A 23,475-nucleotide genomic window follows, 5' to 3' on the forward strand; every position below is an offset into this window, starting at 1 on the left:
TGGGAGGTGTCAGTAATGGAGTCGATTTACCTGATACGTCACGCAAAAGCCGAAGGACAGGAGCCATACGCAAGTCTGACGGATGAGGGATGCAGTCAGGCTGAAAAATTGGCAGATGTATTGTCTGGTCATGGAATCTCTTATATCGTATCCAGTCCATGGAAAAGAGCGGTACAGACTGTAATGCCTTTGGGTGCAGCGATAGAGCAGCACATTCATACCGATGAGCGCTTGCAGGAAAGAGTGCTGAGTACAAGGGATCTGCCAGACTGGATGGATGTGCTTAAACGTACATATGAGGATGAAGATTGGGCAGCAGAGGGCGGAGAATCTTCCAGAGTCGCAGCTGCCAGAGCTTTGGCGCTGCTGAAGGAATGTTGGCGCAGACCGGAGCGTCATGGAGCTGTTGTTACGCATGGCAACCTGTTGTCCCTAATCATTCGTTATTATGATCCATCCTTTGGTTATGCGGAGTGGGCCAAGCTTTCGAATCCTGATGTATATGTTCTAAAACGGGAGCAGGAGTCTACGAGTGAAGAGGAATATGAGGAGGGGAAACAACCTGCCATTTCCAGACTGTGGCTGGATTGAACAAAAAAGAGCATCCCGGCATCGCATGTTCATTCAGCCAGGACACTCCATATATTTGTTACGCGTTTGTTTTTCTTAAAGAGCTGCGAACAGCAATGTTATCCAGCCGGCAAGGAAGGCTACACCACCTATGGGTGTGACGGCTCCCCACTTGCGAACACCTGTAACACTCAATGTATAGAGACTTCCTGAGAACAGGATGATTCCGGCAAACAAGAGCCATCCCGAGGTCACAACAAGGGATGTAGAGGTTAATCTGTCTGCGAACAGTCCAAGCAGGATGATGCCGAGTCCGTGAGCAATATGATACTGGACACCGGTCTCATAGATTTTGATCATGTCAGCGGATAACTTGCGTTTGAGCGCATGTGCCCCGAAGGCACCGAGTGCAACGGCCAGAAACATCATAATGCTGCCGAGAACCACGAGGGTTTGCATGTTATTTTCACTCCTTTTAATCAGGTTACAACTTGCGCAATTGAATCTGCTGAATGGAGTGATCGGCTTCTTTTTTCAGAATTAACCGTGCACGTCCTTTGGTTGGTAAAATGTTTTCATGCAGATTTTTCGCGTTAATGTCCTGCCAGATCTGATTGGCTGTCTCAATGGTTTCCTCTTCGTTAATATTGGCGAACCGCTGATGGAAGAAGGAATCCTTGTTCTGAAAAGCGGTTTGACGGAGCAACTTGAAACGTTCGACGTACCAGTGACGAATGTGTTCTTCCTCTGCATCAATGTAGATGGAGAAGTCAAAGAAATCACTTACAAGTAATGGAGTCTCCCGCTTCACTTGTAATACGTTGATGCCTTCAATAATCAGAATATCCGGCTGGCAGATCGTTTTCTCTTCCCCCTGGATTACGTCGTAGGCCAGATGTGAATAAACCGGTGCTTGTACCTCAGGCTTGCCTGATTTTACATCGCCCATAAACTTAATGAGTGATTTAATATCATAACTTTCAGGAAAACCTTTACGGTTCATGATGCCTTTTTCTTGCAACACCGCATTGGGATATAAAAAGCCGTCCGTGGTGACCAGATCAACCTTGGGTTTGTTTTTGCCTCTGGCAAGCAACGCCTGGAGCAAGCGGGCTGCTGTGCTTTTTCCCACGGCAACACTGCCCCCGATCCCGATAATATAGGGGGTATGAAGCGTTTCTTTTTTCATAAAAGAGGCCGTTAGGCGATCAAGCTCTCTTGATGCTCTTGCATATAGGTCAATGAAGTGGGTTAGGGGCAAATAAACATCCTCAACTTCCTGAATGGATACTTCTTCGTTCAAGCCCTTTAATTGTTCCAGTTCAGCTTCCGTCAGCGGAAGAGTGACCTGATGTTCTTTGAGTCCGGCCCATTCTTTGCGGTTAAACTCGATGTAAGGTGAGTATAAATTCATGAGATCCCGCTTTCTGTATGTAATGTAATCGAAGACACAATCATTAGTGTACCAAATTTCAGCGAACTGACAACACCTTTACATGCTCTGCTTAATCCGAAATGTTATAAATACCTTTATAAGGTAGCTTAACTGTAGGGTGGAAGGCAGCTTATAAGAAAGTGTAACCCAAATTATGTTAAAGTCAACGTAAATGTAAACGTAAACCATGCGGAAGGGTGACAGCAAATGATCGTATATGAGAGAGAGCATGATTTTGTTTTGACCGCACAACATGAGCATGGAATTGTCGCTGGAGATATGGCTTCACATTGGAAAAAGAAGTGGCTTCCTCATGGCTCGCATCGGGATGACCTGATTCTCGCGGCGAAGGAGCATGACCGGGGTTGGATTGACTTGGATGCCGCTCCTTTATGGAACGATTATAGTCAAATTCCGTACTCCTTTCGTGATTTCCCGCTGAGACCGCGTTTTGTGTTTTACCGCAAGGGAATCGAAGAAGTAAGGCAGCAGAATCCTTATGCGGGTTTACTATGTAGCCTGATGTATACAGAGTTGTTTCAAAAAACGCTGGGGGCAAATTCTGAGGATGATGATGACATCAGGCAGTATTTGCAAGAAGAGCAACTACAGCAGGAGAGTTGGAAGAAAGAACTGGGCGTTAATGCTTCAGAACTGGAAGAGCAGCTGAAAAACGATGTAGAGATCATGCTGTTCTGTGACCAGCTTAGTCTCTTTTTATGTATGGAAGAGCCAGGCACACCTACGGCGCGTTATGATTTTTTTGCAGAAGGGCTCGGCTGTGGTTTTGACACCTGTCCAAGTTCCAATGTCCAAGTCGAGTGGGTGTCAGGTGAAAAGGTGGCTTTATCCTTTTTCCCATTTGATGAGGAGTTCGAAGTGACGATGTCTTATAAAGTGATACCCAAGGCCAGCATTCGCAAGTTTGGGATGTTACAAGCATATCGCCGGGCGGACTGGAAGAAACGCCAGATATGGATTACAGCTGTATCCTAAGCATGCATACACCTAGTTTATCGAAATACTACAAATATACGTGATCAAAAGGCGGGCATCTGATATTACGGGCGTCCGTCTTTGATATGGAACAAAGTCTAGCAGGAATAAACGTATGATCTCCAGAAATGTTTAGTAAAACGTAAGAAAAGCGCATCTTGGGAGGCTGAACATGAATTATCAGGTTGAGATTTACACGATGAGTATGGTGTGGAACCCGGTTAGCGATCAGGTTTTGCTGATGAACCGGCCGAGCCATAAAGGGTTCCCGGGGTACATTGCTCCTGGCGGTAAAGTGGAGTTCCCCGAAAGTATCGTGGACGGGGCGATCCGTGAGGTTCGTGAAGAGACAGGACTTTGGGCCAAGCAAATTACATATAAAGGGCTGGATGAGTTCTGTGATCCTGAGCAAGGGTTAAGATATATGGTGTTTAACTATCTGGTAACTTCATATGAAGGCGAACTTCTTACCGACCCGCCGGAGGGGGAGTTAGTATGGGTACCCTTGAAACAGGCATTGGAATTGCCGATGCAAGACTGGTTTGCAGAGCGGTTCCCGCGATTTTTTAACTCAGGTACATTTGAACGAAGTGTAGTCTGGGAGAAGTCGAGCGGACGAACCTTGCAAGAGACGTTCAAGACATATAGTGATTAGAATTCAAAATGCCTGGGATAAGGTGAAAGAAGAGGTCTATCGTGCAGAGAATATGTATTGGATTACAATTAATTCATGAGCATTTGAACCTGATTGAATAGCAACGATCACATCATATCCATATCTATATATTTAGTTCCAGATATTATGATATAATGGAATTTACTTTGTTTTGGAGGTGTAAGCGATGGGAATCGTATTTCGAGATAAGCTGGATGGAATTGGTAGTGAGCAATTAACTGGAGGGTGTGATCCAGATGTCCAGACGTTTTATGAAAAACAAGGAATGCAGAGATCGACGGGGATGTCCATTCGCCATTACTCCAATCAAGCAGGACACATAGACAACAAACAGAACGACTAACATAGATTTCGAGACAGCAGAAACATCAGGAATAACAGGATCATGAGGAGACTGGGAGCTTCAAAATGAGTAATTTGTAGATTTGCCATACATAGGCTTCTGCAAACGGCATGGAAAAGAATAATATGGATGTGAAAAGGTGGGGGATTGGCATGAACTTGTCGTTCCGAATATTGGACTGGGATGAAGAAAAACCGTATGAACTTTTATTGATGGCAGATCCTTCAAAAACGATTGTAGACGAATATCTCAGCAGAGGTGTTTGTTTTATAGCAGAGTATGAAGGAGAGATGGTAGGAGAGTTTGTATTACTTAAGACTCGTCCGGAGACAGCAGAGATTGTGAACATCGCGGTACAGGAGGAACTGCAAGGACAGGGTGTTGGCAAACACATGATTAAGGAAGCGATGGAGGCGGCAAGAAGGCTAGGTTGTCGTATATTGGAGATCGGAACGGGCAATTCAAGCTTTCATCAATTGAAGCTGTACCAGCGCTGTGGATTTCGGATAACCGGCGTGGACCGGGACTTTTTTGTGAGACATTATGAGGAAGAGATAATCGAGGACGGCATCCGCTGTGTAGATATGATTCGCCTGTCCGTTGACCTGAATGACATAGCAGACGAGGAGAAGAAGTAGAGCAGAAGTGAAGAAACTGAAATTTCGAAGTAAGGGAAGGTAGGGCGCAAATGTGAACACGCATACGCATGTTGGTGTATATGGACTGGCTGTGTGGGAACAATTCTATCTGCTGATCCAGAAGGCTCGTGGGCCATACTACGGAAAATGGGATTTGCCCGGTGGAAGAATGGAATTCGGGGAGTCACCGGAAACTGCATTGAAACGAGAGTTTGAAGAGGAAACAGGGATCATTCCTTTGCAATGGTCCATTCGTTCTTCACAATCCGTTGTTGTGAATTGGGAGTACAGGGGTGAACCTGAGGAAGTACACCATATCGGTATTTTATACGATGTTATCATCGGACAGAACGACAATCCGCTGGAACAGATCAAAAGAAATCCTGATGGTGAAGACTCGCTGGGAGCAGCGTGGTTTACATTAGAGCAAGTGAAAGATCTGCAATTAACGCCCTTTGCACAATATATGATGAATCTTTCCCAGAAGGAAAGATAGGACCATCAGTCAGGAAGCCGCCGGGATTTGCATTCGAGCGGCTTTATTCTATGTTGTATATTGTCAGGATTCATTCTGAAAAATCCAATTTCTTGTTGAATGACATTTGAATTGGTTAATGTTTAAATGGACGGTTTGTTTTTGGACAGAATGGACCACAATTCTTATTAAGGAGGTATATACGGACATCAGATCTGGATTTGGCCGAATCCAGCGTTTCTGGCTTGCCTTGAATTGCACCAATTATTCGATTCATCTAATTTATGCATCAATTGAGCTAAAAATAGGAAATGCTCCTGAGCGTAAAAGTTTATAGAATAGAGATTAGAACACGAACTTCTTTGGAAACGGGGAAGAACGTATAACCTTCGAACGGATCAGGACATTATTCGACATCTGTGCGACGGTAGAACTAATCATTGTATTACTTTGATTTTGAAAACGCAGACAAACCTTTGACGGGAGCGTCGGAACAACGTTATTACCACGAACAGCACGATGATTGGACTTCATGAAAAATTTCGCTTAAAATGTTGAACGAACGCGAATTACAGCTTATTCAATGATTTCCGTCAAACCCTATGACAAAATCAAGACGGAGGGAACGTCGATGACGATCGAGAAAGGCAACATGAAACCCTGGGAGAGTTACTATGGTCCCAATATGGGATACGTACAAGAACAGTATGAATTATTCACCCAAGATCCAGGTGCAGTGACACCGGCCTATCGTGAATTGTTCGAGCAATGGGGAGCACCGCCAATGTCTGGCAAGGGTGCAGAGACTCTTTCGAATAGCGGGAATGGTCAAGTTGCTTCTGGAAATGTAGATATTCAACTATTGCAGAAAGCGGTTACAGCAGGCAAGCTTGTATGGAACATCCGTACGTATGGCCATCTGGCTGCAGATATTGATCCACTTGGAATCAGTGAAGCAACAGATACGTCTTTGCTGGAGCCTAAGCATTTTCAATTAAATGAGGAAGATTTGAAAGCACTGCCTGCGTCCCTGATCTGGGAAGGTGCAGACGGTCAGACAACGACTGGCTGGGATGCAATTCAACGTCTTCGTCAAATCTATACAGGTCCGATCGCTTACGAATTCAGCCATGTGCATGAAGTACAAGAACGCGAGTGGTTGAACCGTCGTGCGGAATCCCGCACATCCCCGGCCCCGCTTACGCAACAAGAACGTACAGCGTTGTTGGAACGTTTGGTTGAAGCTGAGCAATTTGAAGATTTCCTGCACAAAACGTTTGTTGGACAGAAACGTTTCTCCATTGAAGGGAACGATGTACTTGTTCCTATGCTGGATGAAGCAGTCCGCCTTATGGCAGAAGCAGGCTCCAGTCATATTTTGATGGGGATGGCTCACCGCGGACGTCTGAACGTGCTCGCTCATGTCCTGGGCAAGCCGTACAGCAAAATTTTCTCTGAATTCCATCATGCCCCGAACAAAGACTTGGTTCCATCAGAAGGTTCAACCGGAATCAATTATGGTTGGACGGGGGATGTCAAATACCATATGGGCGCGAACCGTTTTGTAAAAGACGGGGAGACTGTACAGGCTCGCCTGACACTCGCCAACAACCCTAGCCATCTGGAATACGTCAATCCGGTTGTGCAAGGTTTTGCACGTGCAGCTCAAGATGATCGCCGTGAACCAGGTTATCCGAAGCAGGATGTAACCAAAGCAGCGACCATTCTGATGCACGGGGATGCGGCATTCCCGGGAGAAGGTATTGTGGCCGAAACGCTGAACTTCAAGGCATTGCCAGGATACCAGAATGGCGGAACGATTCACATCATTGTGAACAACCGTCTTGGGTTCACTACGGACAGCAGTGACTCACGTTCAACTTATTATGCGAGTGACCTTGCCAAAGGTTATGAGATTCCGATTGTGCATGTCAACGCAGATAACCCAGATGCTTGTATTGCGGCAATTCGCATGGCAGCGGAATATCGCAACCGTTTCAAGAAGGATTTCCTGATTGACCTTATCGGATATCGTCGTTATGGTCATAACGAAACAGATGATCCCGAAACGACGCAGCCGCTCGTGTATGACAAAGTGAAGAATCACCCAACAGTCAGTCATCTGTATCAGGATATGCTTAAGAAGGAATCGGTCATTGATGATGCATTCATCGCGAGTGTACGTGATGGCGTAGCAGATCGCTTAAAAGAAGCCTATGATCAGATGAAGAAAAATGAAGTGCATGAATACTATCAGCGCAACATCAGTGAGTCCGAGGCAGTCACAATTACGCCAACAGCGGTGCCTTTGGAGCAATTGCGCAGCATTAATGCCGATCTTCTGAAATGGCCAGAGACTTTTAATGTTTATCCAAAATTGCAACGGATTTTGCAACGCCGGAGTACGGCTCTTAATGAAGGGGAAAAAGTAGACTGGAGCCTTGCAGAAACGCTCGCATTTGCGACGATATTGGCAGATGGCAAGCCGATCCGAATCAGTGGTCAAGATGCCGAGCGTGCAACCTTCGCTCATCGTAACCTTGTGTTGCATGATGCTACGAATGGTGATAAATTCTGTCCGTTGCATCATCTGCCACAAGCAAAAGCATCGTTTGCGATCTATAATAGCCCATTGTCAGAAGAGTCTGTCGTTGGATTTGAATATGGATACAATGTGTACTCACCAGATACACTCGTGATCTGGGAAGCACAATTCGGTGATTTTGCAAACTGTGCACAGGTCATTTTCGACCAGTTCATATCAGCAGGGCGTGCAAAATGGTCTCAAAAATCGAGTCTGGTCATGTTGTTGCCACACGCTAACGAAGGACAAGGGCCAGAACATACGAGCGCACGTCTGGAACGTTTCCTGCAATTGTGTGCGGAAGACAATATGACTGTGGTTAATCTGTCGAGTGCTTCACAGTACTTCCACCTGTTGCGTCGTCAAGCTTCTTTAACCGAGACAGAAGATGCACGCCCACTTGTGATGATGTCACCCAAAAGCTTGATTCGTAATCCGCGTGTTGCATCACCAGCTGTGGAATTTAGTGAAGGTAAATTCGAACTTGTGCTGGAGCAACCAGGTCTGGGCACAAAACCGGATCGGGTAGAACGCATTATTTTGTGCAGCGGTAAAGTTGCTATTGATCTGGAAGATGCGATTGAAAAGGAGAAGGGCGATTATTCCTGGCTTCACATTATTCGTGTCGAGCAACTCTATCCGTTCCCAGCAGAAGAGATCAAACGTGTACTCGCACGTTTCAGCCAATTAAAAGAGCTGGTATGGGTGCAGGAAGAGAACAAAAACATGGGTGCATGGACATATATGGAGCCTCGTCTTCGCGAGATCGCGCCTGAAGGCACTACCGTGAGATATGAAGGCCGTCCGGAACATGCAAGTCCTTCCAGCGGTTACCAGCTTGTGCATAGCATGGAGCAACAATTGATTATTACAGCAGCGTTGAAACAAACGGCGAAGAATAATATTCCACTGGGGAGGTAACAGCTGTGAGTGAAATTAAAGTACCTGCAATGGGTGAGTCAATAACTGAGGGAACGGTATCCAGATGGATGGTCAAAGAAGGAGACACCGTTAATCAGGGTGATGTTCTGCTTGAACTGGAGACCGATAAAGTCAACATCGAGATCAGTGCTGAGGAGAGCGGTGTGCTCGAGAAAATCATTCGTCAAGAAGGCGAGACGGTAGTTATCGGTGAAACGATCGGTACACTTTCGGCAGGAGCAGGGGGCGGAAACGCTCCGGCTGCTTCCGAACCGGCAGCGGCTGAATCCAAACCCGCTTCTGCACCAGCTCCAGTAGCACCGGCTGCTGTTGCGGCACCACCAGAGTCATCCGATAGCAACAAAACAGCGTCTCCTTCTGCACGCAAGCTTGCTCGTGAGCGTGGGATTGAGTTGGATCAAGTACAGAGCAAAGATCCGATTGGCCGCGTGTATCAGGATGATGTGAAAAGCCATGGAAGTCAGCCGTCCACTCCAGTGGCACCACCAGCAGCTAAAGCTCCTGCTTCCGCACCTAGTGCTCCAGCAGCCAGCGGCGCAACTTTTGCCAAGCCTGTAGAGCGTCAGCGTATGTCCCGTCGCCGGGCAACCATTGCGAAGCGTTTGGTTGAAGCACAGCAGACCGCAGCGATGTTGACCACGTTCAATGAGGTTGACATGACAGCGATCATGGACGTTCGTAAACGTCGGAAGGACAAGTTCAAAGAGAAGCATGATATTAACCTGGGCTTCATGTCTTTCTTTACCAAAGCGGTTGTCGGTGCACTTAAAAAATTCCCAACGATTAACGCAGAGATTGATGGCGAAGACGTTGTGTTGAAAAAATTCTACGATATCGGTATTGCGGTATCTGCCAAAGAAGGTCTGGTTGTTCCGGTTGTACGTGATGCTGACCGTCTGGGCTTTGCCGAAATCGAAAGAAGCATTGCAGATCTGGCGTCCAAAGCGCGTTCGAATACGCTGGCATTGTCTGATCTGCAAGGCGGAACCTTTACGATTACGAATGGCGGAACCTTTGGCTCCCTATTGTCTACACCAATCTTGAATACTCCTCAGGTAGGTATTCTCGGGATGCACAAAATTCAGCTTCGTCCGGTAGCGATTGATGCTGAACGGATGGAAAACCGTCCAATGATGTACATCGCCTTGTCCTACGATCACCGGATTATTGATGGAAGCGAAGCCGTACGATTTCTGGTGACTGTCAAAGAATTGCTTGAAGATCCAGAATCATTGTTGATTGAAGGTTAATGACTTCTGAGATTAGCATTGGACTTTATTTCTCATCCTATGAAATCTGAGATACTTCACTAGAATAAAACCCCCTGAATGAGCACATTACATACTGTGCTCGTTCAGGGGGTTTTTGCTCACATTTGAATCGGAATAGAATCAGAAATAGATTTCTTACATCAAAGCCGTCTGATTCGATTGAATTTCAAAAGACGGAACGGTATCGGCATCTTGTTGACTACTATTTTGTGTATGTTGCTGCTCGATTGTCGGCATATGACGTTTTAACCAACTCAGGACATCATGAGCCACTTCGTTACGATTGGTCTCATGGAGCATCTCATGCCGTCCGCCTGGATAAAGATGATATTCTACATCTTGAAGTCCAAGCTTCTGATACTGAGAGTATAGGTTAAGCACACCTTTGCCCCGAAGTCCGACAGGATCTAGTTCACCAGAGAACAGAAGAACCGGCTTGTGTTTCGGGATACGTTCCATATGCTGAGGAAGATGGATTTCGAGTAACAGTTTAAAGAAATCTCGAAAAAAACCAGCGGTACATATCGCTCCACACATTGGGTCATCGATGAATCGCTGTACTTCCTGCCGGTCACGAGATAACCAGTCAAAGGGGGTTGTGGCTGGCCGGAAAGCGCGGTTAAATCCGCCAAATACAATGGCATTCAGTAACAGGCTTCGATGATTGTCACCTTGAATGCCGCACTGGAGTAGAGCCAGTTTTTCTCCAAACCGAAGCAAGCCTCGTTTGCCGTTTGTACCGGACAGCACAAACGCGTAGTATCTCTCATGTCCCGCATACATGAGGTGCTGTACCAAAAAAGAACCCATACTGTGCCCCATAAGGAACAGAGGGACATCTGGATGTTCTTTGGCAACTAGCTCGCCCAGATTGACCATATCTTTAGCCATCCAGCGAAATGCGTCCACACCTGCATCACCCAGTGCTTCGGTGCTCTCCACCGTTCTGCCATGACCCCGATGGTCATTAGCATACACAGCAAAGCCGTGTTTCGTAAGATAACCCGCAAATTCGGCATAACGCGCTGCGGTTTCGCCCATTCCATGCGCGATCTGTACAACGCCTTGAATGTGTTCGTCCAGATCGGGAAGCCAGCAGTATACATGAACACGGGTACCTTCATTGCCCATCAGCGTAAAGGTAGATTCCTGCATCTCGTGTAATTCCTCCTTCACAGGTTATCGTTGACTAAAACTTAAGGAAGATAGGATCGAAGAACGGTTGTATTGCCACTTAATGTATAGTTACCCAGATTAGCCGGCAAAAGATAACATTGACCTGCTTTCAATGTCAGCTGCTCGCCTTCCTCAGAACCACTCCATTCAAGCGCACCCTCACCTTCACATACAACAAGAATGGTAAAGCTGTCCGGTGTCGTAGATAAATCCCAACGTTCAGTCACCACGCCTTTCTCTACTACAAAGTAAGGACAAGAAGCAAGCTGGAGCCATTCACCAGGTACTGTATTGCTGGTTTTCATTGTTGTGGCTCCGGCGCCTTCATAGGCCGTGACATTTAAGGAATCTTCTACATGTAGTTCACGTGGCTTGCCGTCCAGTCCAGGTCGGTTGTAATCATAGATCCGGTACGTTGTATCTGAATTTTGTTGTATTTCTGCTACAACAACACCTGCGCAGAGAGCGTGCACCGTTCCTGCAGGGATAAAGAATGTATCTCCGGCTTCCACAGGTACTTGACGAAGAGTGTCCATAACGGTGCCATTCTCCAGGGCCTTTCTCAGCTCTTCTCGATCTACACCTTCATTAAGACCGTAAATAATATGGGCGCCGGGTTTGGCGTCGAGTACGTACCACATTTCGGTTTTACCCAGTTCACCTGGAGGAAGAGCCTTGTAATCATCTGTAGGATGAACCTGAACGGATAGGTCATCGTTACAATCAAGCAGTTTGATTAACAGAGGAAAGCGTCCGCCTTTTTCAGAAACGCCTTTGGTTCCCAGCCAGGATGTTCCGAGTTGTTCACGAACCTCATCAAGTCCTTTGCCAGCGAGTGGTCCATTTATTACCTTGGTCGTACCATTGGCGTGATCTGCAATCATCCAGCCTTCACCAATATGTCCTTCAGGGGGTGTTAGGCCAAATTGCTCGAGCGCTCGGCCTCCCCACACACGTTCTTTGAATTCGGGTTGGAATTGAAGCGGGTATGGCGTAGACATGGATATCTCTCCTCTAGTATATGAAATGGTGATTCGCTTTAACCAGTTCAGGCCCCTCTAACGATCGGCATATGCAGATGTAGATGAACATGTGCAGAATACAGTTGCACCATGTAGGTGGCAACTGCGATGTTGAGTGAACCAGCAAAGGCTTGTCCAGTCAATGTGTTCAGTGTATTTCATTTGGTGAACAAAGAGAATTATTTTTTATTTTTTTTCAATACCGATTAAATAAGGTGAAGTTTGACGTTGCAACTGGCGGTACATCACAACCTGAGCCTGTTCGACAGGTAAAGCGGTTGCCCATGTAGATACAGCATCAGCTTCCTGATCGCCACCTTCGTGACCCGGATATAACACGACAGTAATTATACCGCGTGGACGCAATAACTTTATAGCAGCTTCAAGTGCTGTGATTGTGCTCGTTGTTTCTGTCATTATAGAAGCATCTGCCCCTTCAGCCGGTAAGTAACCCAGATTAAACATAATAGCTCCTACTTTACCAATCCAGGCGCCCGGTACGGCTTCGGCCATGCGTGCATGGCTTAATTCCATCATGGAAATAGAGCCGAGTTTGCTGCTTTCAGATTGCTTTCGAATCCTGGCCTGAGCCAGTGTTAGCGCTTCGTTTTGAATATCAAATCCGATGACCTGACCTCGCTGGCCTACCTGCTTTGCGAGAAACAAGGTATCAGCACCTGTGCCCACCGTGGCATCAATGGCGAAATCTCCTGGCTGGAGCCGAGAACCAATCCATTGATGTGCACAGCTGAGAACCGATAGAAAGCCCATTTATGCCTCCCTCCAATACTTACCCTGCCATGTATCGCGTTTACGCAGTTCTCGGTCGATGGAATTCAGAACTTCCCATTTGTTCAATGACCACATGGGGCCAATAAGCAGGTCGCGCGGGGCATCTCCTGTAAGACGATGTACAATCATTTCCGGTGGGAGCATCTCGAGGGTATCTACAATTAGCTTGATATACTCATCCTGTCCAAGGAAACGAAGCAGACCCGCTTCATATTGCTTAACCATCGGCGTTTTGCGCATGAGATGAAGCAGATGAATCTTAATGCCCTGCACGTCCATATTTGCCACCGCGCGACCGGTATCCAGCATCATTTCGTGGGTTTCTTGCGGCAAGCCATAGATAATGTGCGTGCAGACTCGAATATTGTGTTTACGTAGCTTTTCTACCGCTTCTTCATAACACGACGTATCATGTGCACGGTTGATCAAAGTCGAAGTGGAATCATGAATCGTTTGCAGTCCCATCTCTACCCATAAATAGGTACGCTGATTAAGCTCTGCCAAATACTCCACAACGTCATCCGGTAAACAGTCCGGGCGAGTAGCAATGGATAAACCGACAACGCCGGGCTGTTGTAAAATCTCTTCAAAGTATTCACGCAGTTCTTCGACTGGTGCATAGGTGTTGGTGTACGCCTGAAAATAACCGATATAGTGAGCCGAAGGCCATTTCAGATGTTGTCTGTCGCGAATCGTATTGAACTGGCTGACGAGGTCTTCACGTCTGCTTCCTGCAAAATCGCCTGAACCCCTTGCACTGCAGAAGGTACAGCCCCCTTTGGCAATGGAGCCATCCCGATTCGGGCAGGTGAACCCGGCATCCAGCATCACTTTAAATACTTTGTTGTTAAATTGATCTCGCATTTCATAATTCCAGGTATGGAACCGTTTATCCCCCCACATTAGTGGCGCTTGTGTAGCTGGTGCATTCATTTTCAAGGTACTCCTTTGAGGTCTATGGCTTAAAATGTAATCCTTTTTTGGTTCATTTCTTATTCTGTAATATCATACCTGAGCAGGGTATGCAGATGCTGTGCGGTTTTCGTCATTTATTGTACCAAAAATCCGAAAAAAAGGGGAATGCAAACGAAAAAAAAGGCCGTCAAATCAAGGTTTTTTACTTGATGTAGTTTACACCTTGTGTTATATTTAAATCAGCGTCAGACACCATCCAGTGAGTAGTTTTCATCGTGGCATTTGAATGAATGTTGACGTCATGGATCATACTATACCGTGAGGTGATATGAATGAATTCCCAAGTTAAAAATAACGAATTCCAGCATGTATCTGTTGAACTGACGGCAGAAGAGGCGCTGGCCCTGACAGGCGTTCGTTTTAATGGAAATCCGAAAGTGAAAGCGGCTGCAAGACAAAAAGTTCGCGATGCTTTCGAAAAGACATTTGATTTTTCACACCAAGATAAGGTAGACTATGAACTACTAAAGTAGTTGGACCCCAATTCCAAATAAATCGAGAAGGGAATCTTTGAGATTTGCCCAACGTGGCAGGTCCGGAGATTCCTTTTTCATTGCTCTTTACAATTTGCCGGTTCTTGGGCAAAATGAGTCTAAGACAAGTATGGACAAACGGAGGAATAACATGCGTTTACGTGGTAGAAAAGGCATTAGAGAAAATCTGGAGCAACAAGAGGATCTTGTTGTACTGGAGCCAAAGCAACACAAAGGCAAGTGGGCGGAGCTGTTCGGCAATGATCATCCGATCTTTGTCGAGTTTGGCATGGGTAAAGGTCAATTTATCAGCCAAATGAGTTATAAATATCCACAATATAATTTTATCGGTATCGATATGTATGATGAGCTCGTTCGTCGTGCCAGTGAGAAGGCGCGTAACGCCTGGAGTCAAGCTGAGGTAGAGACACCCCCGAACTTGAAGCTGGCGCTTGCGAACATCGAACAGATCGAAGAGGTGTTTGATCCGAAGGAACTGGAACGCATTTATTTGAATTTTAGTGATCCTTGGCCAAAAGCGAAACATGCACGCCGCCGGTTGACACACCCACGTTTCTTGAAAAAATACATTGAGTTGCTGAATCCCAAAGGACAGATTCATTTTAAAACGGATTCAGAAACGTTGTTTGAGTTCTCCCTGAACTCAATCGCTGATTTTGGCTTGCAGATGACGAATTTGTCTCTGAACCTGCACCGTGAGGGTTTGAATGAAGAGCATGTCATGACCGAGTATGAACAAAAATTCATGGGTAAAGGCATGAACATTCATCGGGTCGAAGTGATTGTAGGGGAAGAGGCTTTACGAGAGTACAATGAAATGCGTCTGGATAAGTACAAAGTGCGTGAAGCGACAGACGAGTCTGGTGAAGATCAGGACGAAGCATAAAAAGGGCGGTATCCAAGGGCAAATGCATTGCTCCAAGGTACCGCTCTTTTTCTTTTATAAACAAAGGTTACAGATGCTCAGAATGAAGTTCTTTACGGCGATAATCGTTAGGGGTTACGCCGTTCAATTTTTTAAACATCCGATAAAAATAAGAACTGTTGGTAAAACCGGTTCGCTCGGCGATATCCGCAACGGAATTTTCGGTCTGCACGAGCATATGTTGTGCTTTAGCAATGCGTGTCTCATTAATGACATCTGTAAGTCCTTTCAATGTGAGCTGTTTATATAACCTGCTGACATAGATTGGCGACATGCTTAATTCCTCTGCGATTGAGGTTAAGCACAGATTCGGGTCAGCATAATCCCGTTCAACAATATCGTTGATTCTCCGAATAAGTTCCTCATGCTTGAGTGTGCGTTTTTCCTCCACCTTGGAGCCGAGTTCGTCAAACATCCGATAAAAATGTTCATGCACCTCGCTGAGATCCTCAGCATTTTTCACCGGAAGCATCAAACTGCCTGAAACGGAATCCAGTGTAAGTTGATTGTTCTTCTTAAGGGTATTGCGAACATGATTAAGGGTCATCGTCAGATGGGACAGAGCGAGTTGAAAGACGGTGAACGGATAAGCGGCCGTCTCACTCACGATATCTGCATATATTAGCTTGGCTTCCTCAGTTTTGCCGGTCATTAAGCATTCCACAAGCTGTCTTTCTTTGCCTGCGGGAAAAGTATACTCTTTGCTCTGATACGCCATAATGCTTGCGGTATGAATCAAGCAACCTGGCCCCATGAACAGGCGATGCAGCGATGCTTCAGCGGAACGAGCGTAACCTTCAATACATTCCTCCAGTGAATTTTCCTCTGGACCCAGCGTACAGGAGATGGAGCATTTGAGATGGGTCATGACTGCAGCCTGCATCATACGTAGCAATTCCTCAATTTGATGCGAAGCCGAAGCCTCATTCTCTGACAAAGAATCATTTTTCGATTTTTCATTAAACAGAAGCGTAATCAGGTCACCGCCCATATCCACAGCTTCAACATAATAGTGAATATCTGCGGTTTCGGTGCAAATGTTCATCATTGCGTATTTGACTAACTTGGTATCATCCCGATAAGTCTCGCAAAATTCGGTATAATGGTCGATGCGCAAAAGCACCATTCTTGAGGGTTGATGTACATCTATGGGGGAACCGTAGAACCTCATCCGCTCTTCCAGCATATTGCAGGTTACGGTTTCCCGCCCTTGTAGCGCACCTCGTAAAAAATCCTGTCTGAGCAAGTGCAGACTACCCCGGCGTTCGGCTTCCATCACGCGCATGCGGACAAGTACGTTGTTAATCGGGTGATATAGCTTGCGCGATACAAGATAAGAGAGAATCAGACCCGCGGCCAGTAACCCCAGGCAGAATAACAGGGTGTGCGTGCGCATACCGCGAATATCGGCTGTAATCACGTCATAGGGGGTGATTCGCACATAACGCCATCCTAGACTGTCTGGGGCGGTGTAGGTGATAAGTGAGTTTTCCCCATCCACTTGCTCGGTAAAATAAGCAGAATGCTCCGTATCCTGCATAATTGGACGCATGAAGGTTTCGTTTGCGAGATGGTTAAGCAGTGGGCGATCACCAAAATCGGACAACAAGTCGCCTTGTTCATTCACGATGAAGGTTTTGCCAGGCTGGTCTGCCGCATTCATATTGGGGCTAAGCCAGTCATCCTTAATGTTGACGATAACGGCGTAATTGAGCTTGGCGTTGTCGTTAATGGTGTCGTAGCACAGGTAAGTGTAGCTGTTCACCTCACTGGCTTCGGTTGAGCCGACCTTATACGTTCTCGGAATAGGTACAAACGGTTTATAGTCATGGAAACGATCCAGAATATGTTTAATCCCCTGGTCATCGATCTCGGATATAGACTGCTGCCCATTGCGAACCCCGTCGGAACTGATAAAAAATTCACTGCTTTTAGAGTTATATACATAGATGGATTCAATAAAAGGAAGAGACATACGGTAATTATCGAGTTGCTCCATGGCCGAAGTGATCTGATAGATACTGGGCTTAGAGTAGAGCATTAAGGAAGAGATCGTGTAGTCCTGATAAATCTGGTAGGAGAGAGACTTGGCACTTTCAGTCATTTTGGCCACTTCACGGCTGGTCTGGGTGAGGCTATTCACATCGGTACGATAGACTTGACGGAGAGCAATTCGATTGTAGTTAACGTATAAAATGGCTGATGCCACAAGTAGCGTTGCGGCGGTGCTGATAATAATACCGATCAGAATCCGCGTGAACACTTTCTGGCTGTCCTCTGAACGTTTGCGCATTCTTTTTCCCCCTCGAACCTTCTGATATGAGTGAACTTATGTATTTTTCATAAGAAGTACTGAATTTCATATGTAGCAAAACAGAAGTACAAGGTAACTTGAATTATATAATATGTATGCGTTTACATCAATGGTGGACAAGCGTTTTGGTTCCTTTTCCCTAGATAAAGTTCAACTTTCGCGGGATTGTTCATTCGGCTGGAGTTATGCACGATATCAACTTTTGTGAACGTACATGCGTTCATTTCATAATTAGTACATTTTGTTCACTTCTTAATTCGCAGTATCGTTCACCAATGGGAGGAAGCTTCAGTATTCATTAACGAAGAAGTCAGTCTACAATGAATTCAGAGCTTCACCGTTACATTTTGGGAGGGATCGAGCCATGCTCAAAGAATTGAACAAAAACAAAATCATGTTTCTGATGCTGCTACCCACGCTGATCTTTTTTCTCATTAACTCGTATTTTCCGATGGTCGGTATTTACTACGCATTTACCAGTTATGATTTTGCAGGAGGATTATTCGGAAGCCCGTTTGTCGGGTTAGACAACTTTAAATTTCTCTGGCAATCGGGAATGCTGTTGAAACTTACGACCAATACCGTAGGGTATAACCTGGCTTTCATTATACTGGGGAACGGTCTGGCGATCTTTTGTGCGATCATGCTCAGTGAAATTCGGGGCAAGTTGTTCAAAAAAATAACCCAGTCCGTCATGTTCCTGCCGTACTTTATCTCTTTTGTTCTATTAAGTGTAATCGCTTACAACATGTTTAACTATGAATCTGGGTTTGTGAATACCGTGCTCAAACGTTTTGAGGCAGGGCCGGTGGATATCTACAACACACCATGGATATGGGTGTTTCTGATCATTATCTTTTACTTATGGAAAAACCTCGGGTACAGCATGGTCATCTATCTGGCCGCTATAACGGGAATAAGTGACGAGTATTATGAAGCGGCGCGCATTGACGGAGCGAACATCTTTCAGCGGATCTGGTACATCACAGTGCCAATGCTCAAACCAACGTTTGTCATTCTCCTGTTATTCTCGCTTGGCAGCATCATGAAAGGACAGTTTGACCTGTTCTATCAATTGATCGGGAATAACGGCGTGCTCTACAACGCTACAGATATCATTGATACGTATGTCTATCGTTCACTGAAAGTAACCTTTGATATCGGTATGGCAACAGCAGCTGGCTTGTACCAATCATTATTCGGGTTCATTCTCATCATGACGGTCAACTACATTATCCGCAAAATTAACGAAGATTACGCCTTGTTCTAGAATAAGCACGCCTATACGGCAGAAGGGAGAACAACTATGAGCACACAAACGCATACCCAAAGACGGATACGGACCCGGACCCGTGCCAAAGATTCGGAATTCAACTTGGCTTTTCAGCTAATTGCCTATGGTATCATCATTGTTTTGTCATTGATGTGTCTGCTGCCATTCCTGCTCATTTTGTCAGGTTCATTCAGCAGCAACGAATCGATCGTGCGGGATGGTTATCATCTTTTTCCAACACACTTCTCTCTGGAAGGTTACAAAATGGTATTCAAATTCCCCACACAAGTTCTCAAAGCGTATGGCGTTACGGTGTTCACAACGGTTGTGGGAACAACACTGGGTCTGTTTTTTATCACCATGGCGGGATTTGTACTCCAGCGTAAAGATTTCAAATACCGGAACACGTTCTCCTTTTTCATTTACTTCACAACGTTGTTTGGCGGAGGTCTTGTGCCCTGGTACATTATGCTGGCGAACTACTTCAATCTGACAGATACGTATACGGTACTCATTTTCCCAGGGTTAATGACACCATTTCTGATCATTCTGATGAAAAACTTTATTCGCTCCGCGGTGCCGGATGAACTGATCGAATCGGCGAAGATTGACGGTGCCAACGATTTCCGGATTTATTTCAGCATTGTGTTAAAACTGGCGATGCCGGGCATTGCAACCGTTGGACTGTTTCTTGCCCTGGGTTATTGGAATGACTGGTTTACATCTTCCTTGTTTATCAACAACCCGGATATGTACCAGCTCCAATTTTATTTGTACAACACGATGAATACGATTACCTTCATTGACCAGATGGCGATTGGTACGGGGGTAACGCTCAGTCAAGACGTTCCAACAGAGTCGACCAAGATGGCAATGGCGATCATCGTAACAGGCCCGATTTTGTTCCTGTATCCGTTTGTTCAACGTTATTTTGTCAAAGGACTCACCATTGGAGCTGTAAAAGGTTAGAACGTACACACGCTGGGGACGTCAGCCTACTGAGGATATGAATGGTCTGATGTATAGCGGGTCTGCGCTAACATATAGGTTTAACACAAAAAGGGAGGATGCATATGCGTAAAAAAATGATTCGGCACCTGTCTATGGTACTTGTTCTGATGTTATTTGCTGGCGTGCTGGCCGCATGTAACGGCGGCGGTTCTGGAGGGAATGCGCAAGGTAATGCTCAGGGAGGCTCATCGGATAGTAAAGGCGAAAAAGTAACCCTGCAATTTTACATGCTTGGAGATGCTCCGAAAGACCTGCCTGTGATTGAGTCGGAGATTAACAAGCTGGCTGAAGCCGATCTGAATGTAAATGTAAAATTCAACTTTACGTCTTGGACGGACTGGGATCAAAAATATAAATTGTTGCTGTCTTCCGGACAGCCGATTGACTTAATCTTTACAGCAGACTGGACGAACTACCAGTCTTATGCGAAGAAAGGTGCTTTCCTGCCGCTGGATGAACTGTTGGCAAAAACACCAAAGCTCAAATCTCATGTCCCGGATGATATGTGGAATGCTGTTAAGATTAATGACAAAATCTACACGGTTCCATCCACGTGGATTGAATACGTAACGGAAGGTATTGCATACCGTGAAGACCTGCGTGAGAAGTATAATCTGCCGAAGCCGGAATCGATGGAAACGCTCGAAGCATACCTGGACGGCATCAAGGCGAATGAGCCCAACATGATTCCGATTGCAGACAGCAATGCAAACCATACGCATGGTGTTCGTCAATTGACTTCCAAGCTGGTAAATACGGCGGGTCAGCTTCCATATGGCCTGGATATTATGTATGATACACCATCAACAGTGACGTCCTATTGGGGCTCACCACAGCATTTACAAGATCTGAAAACATACAAACGCTGGATGGATAAAGGCTTTTTCCCGAAAAACGTACTGAATGTGAAGGATACATCCAATTCCCTGTTGCAAAATGGTAAAGCAGCTGTCATTCTCGCTGGTGAGAATCCGAACAAATTCAATTCTGATGTGATCAAGGTTCAGTCCACTCACCCGGACTGGAAACTCGGATATTTCCCATATCCGAATGCGAAAGGTTTTGCACAGCCGGTGCATCCGATTCACAACGGTTTTGCCATTCCGCGGAGCAGTAAAAATCCGGAAAGAGCACTGGAATTTTACGAGAAGCTTGTAACCGACAAACGTTACAACTGGCTGACCGAGTATGGTGTGGAAGGCAAAAACTTTGAAGTAAAAGACGGATACTATCATATGATTGGCGATGCACAAAGCAATGGTTTCCCGCGTGAAGGTATGAATGGCTGGGCATGGCGTAATCCGGAGTTTATGCTGTATGACAAGAGCTTTGATGATGTTCTCGCTATGTTTAAAGACCTTGATAAGATCAAAAAACCGGATATCTTCACTGGTTTTGCCGAGGATTGGACACCTTATCAAGCTGAGAAAGCGGCTTTGGAGCAAGTCGAGAAGCAATATCTGTATCCACTTAACGTAGGCCTTGTTGCGGATGTAGAGGGCGGTTTGAATACGTTTATGGAAAAAGCAAAACAAGCCGGTCTGGACAAAATTCAGTCCGAGTATACAAAGCAATGGCAGGAGTATCTGAAATCTGCTGGTATACAATAAGCACTGTGGTTATTCTGCAGACTTAAGAAAAAAAAGGTGCCTTCAGTTTCGAAGGCACCTTTTCTCTTCGTTATAAGAGACAAGAAGGACGGAATTTTCTAACTATACAAGGTTATAAACGGGTCGACTCTGATGATACAGGCCGTATATCCTGTAACAAATTCATAATAGACTGCGCGCTTTCCATCGGATGTACTTTGGCTATCTCGGCCAGATGGCGTTTTCGCTTCTGAAGCACCTCAGGATAGGAATGAAGCAGTTTGTTCATCCACTTTACAACCACATCAAGGGAGGTAATTCGTTCACCCAATCCTCTGGTCGTAAAATAATGTACATTCTCTTCCTCCTGACCCGGGATCGGATTATGAAACAGCATCGGAATACCTTTTGCCAAACCTTCACTGCAAGTCATTCCGCCTGGTTTTGTAATTAGTAGATCAGAGACTTCCATTAATTTATCAATTTCCGTTGTATACCCGATAATGTGGATATTTTCTTGTTGGAACAGTGGGTCCTGTTCCATGCTAATCCGAATTTTGTCATTACGTCCGAGACAGAAAATAATCTGGATATCTTCATGCCAGCGTGCTAACAATTGGTGAACAACTTTGTCACTGAGCATTCCCCAACCACCGCCCATCACAAGCACGGTAGGCATTTTTTTTAGGTTAAATCTGGATCGGATCTCGTCGTGCACGGGATGCTCCCAGAAGTTTGGGTGCACCGGGATACCGGTTACTTTGATTTTCTCTACGGATACGCCTCGTTGCATCAACTTGGATTTAACTTCGTCTGAGGAGACGAGATACAGATCCACTTCAGGACTAATCCATGTACCATGTGCATCATAATCCGTTAAAACGTTACATAAAGGCACCTTCGTACCTAACCGCTTTAACCTGGATATAACCGCACTTGGAATGGGATGCGTGCAGACAATAGCATCCGGATGCAACTGACGCACCACACTGCGGGTATGGGTGTAAAACACTTTGTGCAGTGCAAGAGTTGTTAACCGATTCAATGGCTTTTTATATTGCTGTCTGTACATGTATCCAACAAGTTTGGGTTGATTGGTCACCGTTCTTTTGTATGCATTAAGGATAAGTGGTGCTACTTTCGGGTTAAGAAAGCTTCCGAGTTCAAGCACTTTGGTCTGGATATTCGGCGACAGTTTTCGTAAGTGGCTGGACAATGCATAAGCAGCTTGGGTATGCCCTGCGCCAAAGCCCTCAGATAATAGTAAGATTCTTTTTTTCTCCACGCTTGCTTCACCTGTTCCTGCTAGGTTTTCCTGAGTCTAACATATCGGCTTTAAGTCCAGAATGCAACTGTAGCAAGTGCGACTAAAGTACCGATTGTGGCTCCTGCCAAAACATCGGACGGATAGTGTAGCCCCAGATAGATTCGAGAGAATCCGACAATAAGGGCCACGGGAAGCAAAGTCAGCAATAGAAACGGCTCAGTAGTCATAAAGGGTACTGTGACCGAAAAAATAGCGGTTGTATGCCCCGACGGAAACGAATGATCTGTCAGTGGGTTGCGAAACGTTATTGTATCAGGCAAGGCCAGATAAGGTCGAATGCGAGGATACAATTTTTTGGCAATGGCTACAGGAATATGACTTACCGCTAATGCGATACAGGCTTGAAGTCCAGTCGTACTCCATGGAGCCGGGGCCAGTAGCCAGATTAACAAAGATACTGCAATGGAAGAAGTTGCTCCACCAAGATGGGTGAAATAGTACAGCCAGAAATTCATAAAACGATTATGAAGCCGGCCGTTAATCCACATAAACACATTACGATCGTACTTTTGAAACTTTAAGAAAAAACGGCTCATATTGGCCTCCTGCCAGTTAGGCCGTCCCGAGGACGGCAGTATTTCCGGGAAGTTACCCGTGTCGGTTTGCCACCTGTTAAGTATATAACCGATTTTGAAGGTCTTGAGGTT

Annotated in this window: 22 protein-coding genes; 13 read left to right on the top strand and 9 right to left on the bottom strand. The window is 45.7% G+C overall.

Annotated features, from left to right (window positions below; all coding sequences use genetic code 11):
- The first annotated feature begins 15 nt into the window (after window positions 1–15).
- Entirely contained in the window at window positions 16–591 is a 576-nt protein-coding gene (locus MHI38_RS24715) for a histidine phosphatase family protein (protein WP_154886943.1), read from the top strand.
- A 75-nt stretch (window positions 592–666) separates the two neighbouring features.
- Here MHI38_RS24715 and MHI38_RS24720 read toward each other — a convergent pair whose 3' ends face one another.
- Entirely contained in the window at window positions 667–1,029 is a 363-nt protein-coding gene (locus tag MHI38_RS24720; protein WP_090922151.1) for a DUF423 domain-containing protein, read from the bottom strand.
- 25 nt (window positions 1,030–1,054) lie between these two features.
- A complete protein-coding gene (gene coaA / locus MHI38_RS24725; RefSeq protein ID WP_090922153.1) occupies window positions 1,055–1,984 on the bottom strand; it encodes a type I pantothenate kinase in 930 nt (309 codons plus the stop codon).
- A gap of 228 nt (window positions 1,985–2,212) precedes the next feature.
- Between coaA and MHI38_RS24730 the strand changes: the two genes are divergently transcribed.
- The 7 genes from MHI38_RS24730 to odhB all read left to right on the top strand — a co-directional run bounded on the left by MHI38_RS24730 (window position 2,213) and on the right by odhB (window position 9,909).
- Window positions 2,213–3,001, top strand: coding sequence for a DUF3891 family protein (locus MHI38_RS24730; RefSeq protein ID WP_154886941.1), 789 nt, complete (start codon window positions 2,213–2,215; stop codon window positions 2,999–3,001).
- A gap of 172 nt (window positions 3,002–3,173) precedes the next feature.
- Window positions 3,174–3,656, top strand: coding sequence for an 8-oxo-dGTP diphosphatase (locus tag MHI38_RS24735; protein ID WP_090922157.1), 483 nt, complete (start codon window positions 3,174–3,176; stop codon window positions 3,654–3,656).
- Window positions 3,657–3,843: 187 nt separating this feature from the next.
- A complete protein-coding gene (locus MHI38_RS24740; RefSeq protein ID WP_186809568.1) occupies window positions 3,844–4,020 on the top strand; it encodes a hypothetical protein in 177 nt (58 codons plus the stop codon).
- 152 nt (window positions 4,021–4,172) lie between these two features.
- Window positions 4,173–4,658: a GNAT family N-acetyltransferase gene (locus MHI38_RS24745; RefSeq protein ID WP_154886939.1), complete on the top strand. Its 486-nt coding sequence runs from the start codon at window positions 4,173–4,175 to the stop codon at window positions 4,656–4,658.
- 52 nt (window positions 4,659–4,710) lie between these two features.
- A complete protein-coding gene (locus tag MHI38_RS24750; protein WP_154886937.1) occupies window positions 4,711–5,154 on the top strand; it encodes an NUDIX domain-containing protein in 444 nt (147 codons plus the stop codon).
- 610 nt (window positions 5,155–5,764) lie between these two features.
- On the top strand, window positions 5,765–8,638 hold the full coding sequence (locus tag MHI38_RS24755) for a 2-oxoglutarate dehydrogenase E1 component (RefSeq protein ID WP_090922163.1): 2,874 nt from the start codon (window positions 5,765–5,767) through the stop codon (window positions 8,636–8,638).
- A 5-nt stretch (window positions 8,639–8,643) separates the two neighbouring features.
- Window positions 8,644–9,909 (top strand): 2-oxoglutarate dehydrogenase complex dihydrolipoyllysine-residue succinyltransferase, encoded by a 1,266-nt coding sequence (gene odhB / locus MHI38_RS24760; RefSeq protein ID WP_154886935.1) that lies wholly within the window; start codon window positions 8,644–8,646, stop codon window positions 9,907–9,909.
- A gap of 156 nt (window positions 9,910–10,065) precedes the next feature.
- Here the strand turns inward: odhB and MHI38_RS24765 are convergent, their stop codons facing one another.
- The 4 genes from MHI38_RS24765 to MHI38_RS24780 form a co-directional block, all read right to left on the bottom strand.
- Window positions 10,066–11,085 (bottom strand): alpha/beta fold hydrolase, encoded by a 1,020-nt coding sequence (locus tag MHI38_RS24765; RefSeq protein WP_154886933.1) that lies wholly within the window; start codon window positions 11,083–11,085, stop codon window positions 10,066–10,068.
- A 41-nt stretch (window positions 11,086–11,126) separates the two neighbouring features.
- Window positions 11,127–12,107 (bottom strand): type I phosphomannose isomerase catalytic subunit, encoded by a 981-nt coding sequence (locus MHI38_RS24770; RefSeq protein ID WP_154886931.1) that lies wholly within the window; start codon window positions 12,105–12,107, stop codon window positions 11,127–11,129.
- Between the two features lie 207 nt (window positions 12,108–12,314).
- A complete protein-coding gene (locus MHI38_RS24775) occupies window positions 12,315–12,899 on the bottom strand; it encodes a class I SAM-dependent methyltransferase (RefSeq protein ID WP_154886928.1) in 585 nt (194 codons plus the stop codon).
- Window positions 12,900–13,853 carry a TIGR01212 family radical SAM protein gene (locus MHI38_RS24780; protein WP_154886926.1) on the bottom strand — a complete coding sequence of 318 codons (954 nt, stop codon included), beginning with the start codon at window positions 13,851–13,853 and terminating at the stop codon, window positions 12,900–12,902.
- A gap of 314 nt (window positions 13,854–14,167) precedes the next feature.
- Between MHI38_RS24780 and MHI38_RS24785 the strand changes: the two genes are divergently transcribed.
- Both MHI38_RS24785 and trmB read left to right on the top strand, forming a co-directional pair.
- Entirely contained in the window at window positions 14,168–14,368 is a 201-nt protein-coding gene (locus MHI38_RS24785; protein ID WP_090922175.1) for a hypothetical protein, read from the top strand.
- A 151-nt stretch (window positions 14,369–14,519) separates the two neighbouring features.
- The gene (gene trmB / locus MHI38_RS24790) at window positions 14,520–15,275 is read left to right on the top strand and encodes a tRNA (guanosine(46)-N7)-methyltransferase TrmB (protein WP_154886924.1); all 756 of its coding nucleotides are present in this window, start codon (window positions 14,520–14,522) and stop codon (window positions 15,273–15,275) included.
- A 67-nt stretch (window positions 15,276–15,342) separates the two neighbouring features.
- Here the strand turns inward: trmB and MHI38_RS24795 are convergent, their stop codons facing one another.
- Complete coding sequence (locus MHI38_RS24795) at window positions 15,343–17,607, bottom strand: AraC family transcriptional regulator (protein WP_154886921.1); 2,265 nt, start codon at window positions 17,605–17,607, stop codon at window positions 15,343–15,345.
- Between the two features lie 385 nt (window positions 17,608–17,992).
- Between MHI38_RS24795 and MHI38_RS24800 the strand changes: the two genes are divergently transcribed.
- The 3 genes from MHI38_RS24800 to MHI38_RS24810 all read left to right on the top strand — a co-directional run bounded on the left by MHI38_RS24800 (window position 17,993) and on the right by MHI38_RS24810 (window position 21,522).
- The gene (locus tag MHI38_RS24800) at window positions 17,993–18,898 is read left to right on the top strand and encodes an ABC transporter permease (protein WP_090922181.1); all 906 of its coding nucleotides are present in this window, start codon (window positions 17,993–17,995) and stop codon (window positions 18,896–18,898) included.
- 36 nt (window positions 18,899–18,934) lie between these two features.
- Window positions 18,935–19,870: a carbohydrate ABC transporter permease gene (locus MHI38_RS24805; protein ID WP_244159348.1), complete on the top strand. Its 936-nt coding sequence runs from the start codon at window positions 18,935–18,937 to the stop codon at window positions 19,868–19,870.
- Window positions 19,871–19,968: 98 nt separating this feature from the next.
- Entirely contained in the window at window positions 19,969–21,522 is a 1,554-nt protein-coding gene (locus tag MHI38_RS24810; protein ID WP_154886919.1) for an ABC transporter substrate-binding protein, read from the top strand.
- Window positions 21,523–21,634: 112 nt separating this feature from the next.
- Here MHI38_RS24810 and MHI38_RS24815 read toward each other — a convergent pair whose 3' ends face one another.
- Entirely contained in the window at window positions 21,635–22,786 is a 1,152-nt protein-coding gene (locus tag MHI38_RS24815; RefSeq protein WP_154886917.1) for an MGDG synthase family glycosyltransferase, read from the bottom strand.
- A gap of 50 nt (window positions 22,787–22,836) precedes the next feature.
- Window positions 22,837–23,364 (bottom strand): phosphatase PAP2 family protein, encoded by a 528-nt coding sequence (locus MHI38_RS24820; RefSeq protein WP_090922188.1) that lies wholly within the window; start codon window positions 23,362–23,364, stop codon window positions 22,837–22,839.
- Between the last annotated feature and the right edge of the window lie 111 nt (window positions 23,365–23,475).

The organism is Paenibacillus sp. FSL K6-1558 (assembly GCF_038002565.1).
In the GTDB taxonomy this organism is placed as follows: domain Bacteria; phylum Bacillota; class Bacilli; order Paenibacillales; family Paenibacillaceae; genus Paenibacillus; species Paenibacillus polysaccharolyticus.

Bases quoted from the DNA above. Each gene is read 5' to 3' on its own strand.
- MHI38_RS24715 (WP_154886943.1), top strand. From the start codon at position 16: ATGGAGTCGATTTACCTGATACGTCACGCAAAAGCCGAAGGACAGGAG.
- MHI38_RS24720 (WP_090922151.1), bottom strand. From the start codon at position 1,029: ATGCAAACCCTCGTGGTTCTCGGCAGCATTATGATGTTTCTGGCCGTT.
- coaA (WP_090922153.1), bottom strand. From the start codon at position 1,984: ATGAATTTATACTCACCTTACATCGAGTTTAACCGCAAAGAATGGGCC.
- MHI38_RS24730 (WP_154886941.1), top strand. From the start codon at position 2,213: ATGATCGTATATGAGAGAGAGCATGATTTTGTTTTGACCGCACAACAT.
- MHI38_RS24735 (WP_090922157.1), top strand. From the start codon at position 3,174: ATGAATTATCAGGTTGAGATTTACACGATGAGTATGGTGTGGAACCCG.
- MHI38_RS24740 (WP_186809568.1), top strand. From the start codon at position 3,844: ATGGGAATCGTATTTCGAGATAAGCTGGATGGAATTGGTAGTGAGCAA.
- MHI38_RS24745 (WP_154886939.1), top strand. From the start codon at position 4,173: ATGAACTTGTCGTTCCGAATATTGGACTGGGATGAAGAAAAACCGTAT.
- MHI38_RS24755 (WP_090922163.1), top strand. From the start codon at position 5,765: ATGACGATCGAGAAAGGCAACATGAAACCCTGGGAGAGTTACTATGGT.
- MHI38_RS24765 (WP_154886933.1), bottom strand. From the start codon at position 11,085: ATGCAGGAATCTACCTTTACGCTGATGGGCAATGAAGGTACCCGTGTT.
- MHI38_RS24770 (WP_154886931.1), bottom strand. From the start codon at position 12,107: ATGTCTACGCCATACCCGCTTCAATTCCAACCCGAATTCAAAGAACGT.
- MHI38_RS24775 (WP_154886928.1), bottom strand. From the start codon at position 12,899: ATGGGCTTTCTATCGGTTCTCAGCTGTGCACATCAATGGATTGGTTCT.
- MHI38_RS24780 (WP_154886926.1), bottom strand. From the start codon at position 13,853: ATGAATGCACCAGCTACACAAGCGCCACTAATGTGGGGGGATAAACGG.
- MHI38_RS24785 (WP_090922175.1), top strand. From the start codon at position 14,168: ATGAATTCCCAAGTTAAAAATAACGAATTCCAGCATGTATCTGTTGAA.
- trmB (WP_154886924.1), top strand. From the start codon at position 14,520: ATGCGTTTACGTGGTAGAAAAGGCATTAGAGAAAATCTGGAGCAACAA.
- MHI38_RS24795 (WP_154886921.1), bottom strand. From the start codon at position 17,607: ATGCGCAAACGTTCAGAGGACAGCCAGAAAGTGTTCACGCGGATTCTG.
- MHI38_RS24800 (WP_090922181.1), top strand. From the start codon at position 17,993: ATGCTCAAAGAATTGAACAAAAACAAAATCATGTTTCTGATGCTGCTA.
- MHI38_RS24805 (WP_244159348.1), top strand. From the start codon at position 18,935: ATGAGCACACAAACGCATACCCAAAGACGGATACGGACCCGGACCCGT.
- MHI38_RS24810 (WP_154886919.1), top strand. From the start codon at position 19,969: ATGCATATGCGTAAAAAAATGATTCGGCACCTGTCTATGGTACTTGTT.
- MHI38_RS24820 (WP_090922188.1), bottom strand. From the start codon at position 23,364: ATGAGCCGTTTTTTCTTAAAGTTTCAAAAGTACGATCGTAATGTGTTT.